The 5553-nt window shown below is 51.9% G+C and carries 6 protein-coding genes; all 6 read right to left on the bottom strand.

Annotation, left to right across the window (positions count from 1 at the left end; all coding sequences use genetic code 11):
• On the bottom strand, positions 1-1709 hold a 1709-nt coding region (locus PPL9_RS20925; RefSeq protein ID WP_200962350.1), incomplete at its 3' end, for a glycoside hydrolase TIM-barrel-like domain-containing protein.
• Between the two features lie 109 nt (positions 1710-1818).
• The gene (locus PPL9_RS20930; RefSeq protein WP_057464505.1) at positions 1819-2898 is read right to left on the bottom strand and encodes an XRE family transcriptional regulator; all 1080 of its coding nucleotides are present in this window, start codon (positions 2896-2898) and stop codon (positions 1819-1821) included.
• Between the two features lie 8 nt (positions 2899-2906).
• Positions 2907-3533: a hypothetical protein gene (locus tag PPL9_RS20935; RefSeq protein ID WP_057464506.1), complete on the bottom strand. Its 627-nt coding sequence runs from the start codon at positions 3531-3533 to the stop codon at positions 2907-2909.
• 84 nt (positions 3534-3617) lie between these two features.
• Positions 3618-4070, bottom strand: a complete 453-nt coding sequence (locus PPL9_RS20940; protein WP_057464507.1) for an NlpC/P60 family protein — start codon at positions 4068-4070, stop codon at positions 3618-3620.
• Entirely contained in the window at positions 4067-4951 is an 885-nt protein-coding gene (locus tag PPL9_RS20945) for a DUF2163 domain-containing protein (RefSeq protein ID WP_057464508.1), read from the bottom strand. The genes PPL9_RS20940 and PPL9_RS20945 overlap by 4 nt, the downstream gene beginning before the upstream one ends.
• A 5-nt stretch (positions 4952-4956) precedes the next feature.
• On the bottom strand, positions 4957-5553 hold a 597-nt coding region (locus tag PPL9_RS20950; RefSeq protein ID WP_082597018.1), incomplete at its 5' end, for a DUF2460 domain-containing protein.

Genomic DNA, 5553 nt, shown 5'->3' on the forward strand with positions numbered 1-5553 from the left:
ATGTGCGGGTGGATCTGTGCGTCCAAATGATCAAAACCATCGCGCCAATCGGAGAGTGGCATGTAATTGTCGATGCCGATAAAGGCGCAGGCTTCATGAGCCCAGATTGGGTCAAGATGAAAGAAGAGGTCTCCGCTGTCACCTGCCGACCTGAAGCCGAAATACTCGGACCAGTCGGCGGCATAAGAGAGCTTGGTATCTGAACCTACAACAGAGCGTACATCGCTCAGTAAGCTGCTCCATTGCTCAATTGCGGAAAAGCTGTTTGCTGGTCCTCGCACTTGATTAAGCACGCGCATTTCTGAGGCAATGAGAAACGCATCCACTCCGCCAGCAGCTTTGCACAGATGGGCATAGTGCAGGATCATGCGGCGCAGGCCCCAATCACCCGATGGTCCTGTCCATGAAACGCTTGTCCCGCTCACACTGAAATCACCAATAGCAGCAGAACCAAACAGCGCAGACACTTGTCCAACTGCTGCTTCGCTTTTGTCCGGAGAGCCAGCAAAACCAGGGGCAGGAGAGCATGTTATCCTGCCACGCCAGGGATAGGCGGGTTGACCGATCGTGCTTGCATCATCGCTATAAGGATCTGGCAGCGTGTTGTTTGGCGGGATATCCATCAGGATGAAGGGATAGAAAGTCACCCGCAGACCACGTGCTTTGATTTCCTTGATTGCCTCGACAACTGAGAAATCAGCAGGTGTACCGCCAAAGACTGGATCACCTTTATCATCACGGCTGACCAGAAAAGCATCAGACCTACTGACACCATTGACGCTCCAGGACGTGCTGGCATTCTTGGCCGGTTGATCGACACCTGGGCGGATTTTGCAAGTTTCGCATCTGAGATCGTCGCCAAACCAAGCAACCACAAGTGAGATACTTTGGATGTTCGAGGCCGAGGCCTGCAAGCGGTTCAGAGCACCGATGAGATCAGCTTGGGTCGCTTCTGCATTTACGTTGATGCCGGTTGTCTTGGCGCCGCCTTCGGTTTTGGTCACCTGCCGTGTGGCATAGACATATTCGCCGGATGCCGGGATTAGCGTGACGGACTGCAACCGGCCTTCAGGTGTGCCGTCCAACAGTGGGTGAAACACTTCCACCGTGATCTGAGGAATGCGGTTGCCATAGCTCTCTAGCAGCAGCTCTTCAAAGACCAGATAGGCCGTGCCGCGATAGGCTGGTGCCTCATTCATCTTGGCCTTGATGAGCGGATCTGGCTCTTGTGTCTCATCGCCTGCATACCAGCGCCAGGCGACACCATGCAGGTCCATAAGCTCGCCGTCGGCCCAGATGCGGTCAACGCCTGTGATAACTCCTTCGCACAGTGCAATGGCAAACGAGGCATAGTAGGCGTAAGTGGTGGTCGTCACCTTTGGTCCGCCGCCTTTACCGCCACCTTGGGTCTGTTGGTTGATCTCTTCGCGAAAGTCCGAGGCCCAGATGATGTTGCCGCCAATCCTCATGCGGCCAAACACACGGGGAATGACAGCGCCCTCCGTTGAGGTGGTGACCTGTAGGCGGTCAAGTCGTTGACCTTCAATGGTCTGGTCGGGAAGCGTGGTGCTGATCAGCCAGCTGTCAATATACGAACCAGCTGCTGCGCCGATAGCACCACCGATCGTGGCTGCGGTCACGCCAAGAAACGAGCCGCCAATGGCTCCGCCCACGGCAGTGCCAACAGCGCGAAGGACAAGTGTCGCCATTAGTAAAGCCCTGTGTAGTTGATTTTGGGAGTCTTGAGTGAAAAGCTCTCTAATACTTCCGAGGGTATTGTGAGTTAGCTATATTAACGTTGGTCGCTGGGAGGTTATTTCACATATCTTGTGCCAGCTTTAAACCAACAAAAGAGGTCTTAGTTTTCTCCTTACTCCCATTTGGGCTAAACATTAGGTAGTCAAGCTCATCGAGAGGTATTTCGGTTTCTTGAGCTATATGGTTGGTTGTTTTCTTTTCTCGCCACAATTGTGTAAGCGCCAGTTCCCATACCTTTGAGGTTTCGCGTTTGATGCCATCCGGTTCACCGGATCTGTAGCCGCGTCTTCCAAGCTCAATACACATTGAACGATATTGCCAGTCTGAGATGAACGCTAGTTTATGCAATCGATACGTTAATGCCATAGCAGAAACGCGCCAACGTTTTTTGCTTTTGATGATTTTCTCTGGAGTAATAGGTCTTCTTATGGCCGATCTTACATCTTTCTCTGGCATTAGAAATGCTGCAGAAAATTGGTTTGCTTCATGCTCAATTTGTCTGTGGTCATGAAGATCGCCAAGCTTATGTAGTACCAAATGTCCGAGCTCATGCCCTGCATCGTAGATACTGTGTTCGGCTGTCTTTTGAGTGTTTAAGAATACGAACGGTTGCTTATCTAGCCAGAAGGAGAATGCATCAACATTGTTATTTCTCTCTGAAAGGGAAAGAACATGTACCCCTTTGGATTCGAGCAGATGCACCATATTGCCAATTGGCTTTTCACCTAACTTCCAGTGCTGCCTGAGTTCGGCTGCCGCAATTTCTGGAGTAGGAGAATCGGACAAATCTGGTAGATCTAGTGTTGGCAAATTGAAGTGCTGATCTAGCCAGTGAAATAGCTCAACACCTAACTCTCCTGCAGCTATAGCAGCATCGCGTTCCTTTGCGCTCATACGCTTAAGACTTCTAAAGCTCACGCCATCAGGATTTAAAGTTTCAAAGTCCTCACCGTAAAAGAAGCTTGTTGGATAATCGAGCGCACGCGCCAGTTTCTCAACACTCTCTTCTGAGGGTGTTTCAGTTATTCCACGCAGAATCCTTGTCAGAGTAACGACAGTTAAGCCAGTCACCTCTGATAGTTTCTTGTTGGTCAAACGGCGACGTCTACGAGCTAGGTCGAGACGTTTATGATTAAACATTCCAGTCACTACGTTGCTTTTTTGGTGACATTGATTTCAAAATCGCTTGCGATTTCGCTTGGTGCAGAGCCTTCTATAGGATCATCATTAAAATCGCTAGCATCAGTGATAAAAATTCGTTCAATAAATGCAACGAATGTTCCGTCTTTGATTACTGCTTGGCTGAGTTCAGAGGCTCCGTTCGGCGCAACCATAAAGCTATAAGTGATATATTCGCTATTATCGGTAGACACGAACTGGGGCAACTCGTCGAAGAGCATATTTCCTTTGCTTGCTCTTTCAGATCCTGCACCTTTTTTTGTTGTTGGCTTAGGTGTCAGAGAAAGTGAACTAGCAACGTCGACATTTTGAAAAACTACTTGAATTTTTAGTTCGTCATTACGAATTAGCGCAATGTTGTCGACGTCTACCTGATCCCACTGCTCGCCTACAATTCTTATTCGAAGGGCTTCAGTCCCATAAAGATAAGAAAGCAGGCCTGGTCCTGTTTTGGGGCCTGCAACAGTGATATTATGTCGGGCGGAGAATGCATCTCGTGCAACTGAAATCAGATCGTCTTTATTGAGGTGCAACTTTTCTAAGCGCATTTCCACTTCGATTGGATCGGCAATTAGATTTGTATTTATCGCATGCATTTCAAAAGTCCATGATAATTTTTGATGCCTCAATAGTGGTCATAAAAATTATCATCGTCAAGCCTTATAGTATTGCTTGAAAAATTAAACACAGTATATTGGGGTATTAGTTTTAACTGTAAACCCAAACGCCAACCTCCGCCTCCAAGCCCTTGTGAGCTGCTGCTCAATCACCCCAACCCGCTCATAAGCGTGGATGAAATGGGTGGCATCGCTCATGATCCCGCAATGCTTGGCGATCGCGGTATCTTTCACCCGAAACAACAAAATGCAGCCGGGCTTGATCTCCTCATGCGGCACTGGCTGCAACCATTTCCTTGCCCCTTCCGCTAAAACCTCTGTGTCTCCCACTTCCCCCCAATCCCGTGTGTAAGGCGGGATGTCAGTTGGCTCGTCACCCATGACCTCACGCCAGACACCGCGAATGAGCCCAAGACAATCACAACCCACGCCGTGAACACTGGCTTGATCATGATAGGGCGTGCCGATCCAGCGCCGCGCTGCTACGATGATGCGCTCTGCCTGATCTTCGCTCACAGCGGTTCGCCCGTATGACCTCGGCTGGTGGCGGCATAGCGGATCAGGGTGTCGTTGCCGGGAATGTGCGGAAAGCCGCGATAGTTGTTGCCGTTGCTGAACTTTTCAAGGCAGGTCTGCCAGCGCTTGTCACAGCCTGCCTGGATCTGGAAGGTGTCTCCCACATCGGGTGGTCGCACCGGCGCTTCCAGCAATGTGACGATGGTAACGCCAGAGATGATCTCGTGGCGGGAGACTTCAACCTGCCGATCTTGGTTGGCGCCGATCTGCCAGGTAAGCAGCCCAAGGGCAAACCAGTCCGCAGCAAGCGCATCCAAACCAGAGACGGCAAAGCCACGATCGCCAATGAGGCCGGTGACAGTGCCCGTACCCTGAAACTGGGATGTTTCCAGATTGACTTTGCAGCGGCTATCGCCAAGAGCGGCATCACAGGCGTTCTGGAAGGTGCGGCCTACGCTTTGTTCCAGAACATGGGCCATGCTACGCACCTCGGCAACAAAGGTAGTTTTACCGCGCCGTATCTGGCCGATGGATCCACGACGCATCAGAACCCTTTCCTCAGGGTTCTGCCAGTTGACGCGCCAGACTTCCACACTGGCATTGTCCCAAAGCCCGGCAAAGATATCGGTCTCGGAGATATGGTCGGAGGAGAGCACACCTTCGGCTTCCTGAGCATCCACGGCAAGATCGGATGAGGCGCGTAGTTCTGATGGAATGAGGCCGGTCTCCGGTTCAAAACTGGTGCCATCAAACTGTAAGGCTAGGTCATGATCGGTAAAACCGAAGACCACACCATCCTTGCGGGTGAGCCGCCAGCACCAGGACAGTGTAGTGGTGCCGCTGGCAAGATGAACAGCCAGACCTTCAGAGAGCTTCTTCATGAGGGTTAGGTGTCCCGAACTTCAATCAACGGAATGGAGGTGATGGATCCGAGGCGCTCCAAGTCTAGCGTGATGTCGATGCTGTCGGTGTCAAAGCGGCAGGGCACATCAAACTCAAAGCCTGCGGTGATGACAGCTCCTGCTGCAGGGGCGCTACTGAAGTTGATGAGGCCAGTGGCAAGGTCAGCTGTCCAGTTACTCGATTGCTCGATGTTGTTCACCGCAACCCGGATGCTGCCAGCCACCGGCTTCGTGATGGTGCGCCAGTACCCAAGCGCCTCAGTGCCGTAGAGCTTGCGTAGTTGAAAGGCCGTCTGTGTCCCATCACCAATGCCCAGCTGCTGATCGAGAGGCGTGGTCGCTTTGGAGGGCAGGGTGCTTTTATAGTCGGCCCAGTCCTTGAAGCGAAAGGCGTACAGCCGGCCACTGCGTGCTTCAAAGAAGGCAATGACCTCCTGCAGCTGATCATTGCTGCGAATGCCAAATGCCACATCATATTCGCGCCGAGAGTTCGCCCAGGAGGCATTGCGTTCCTCGCGTCCGGAGTAGAGCTCGACAACTTGCGTGCGTCGGCGCGGCCCGCCTCTGGCGCCGCGGCTGAT

Source organism: Pseudovibrio sp. POLY-S9 (genome assembly GCF_001431305.1).
In the GTDB taxonomy this organism is placed as follows: Bacteria; Pseudomonadota; Alphaproteobacteria; order Rhizobiales; family Stappiaceae; genus Pseudovibrio.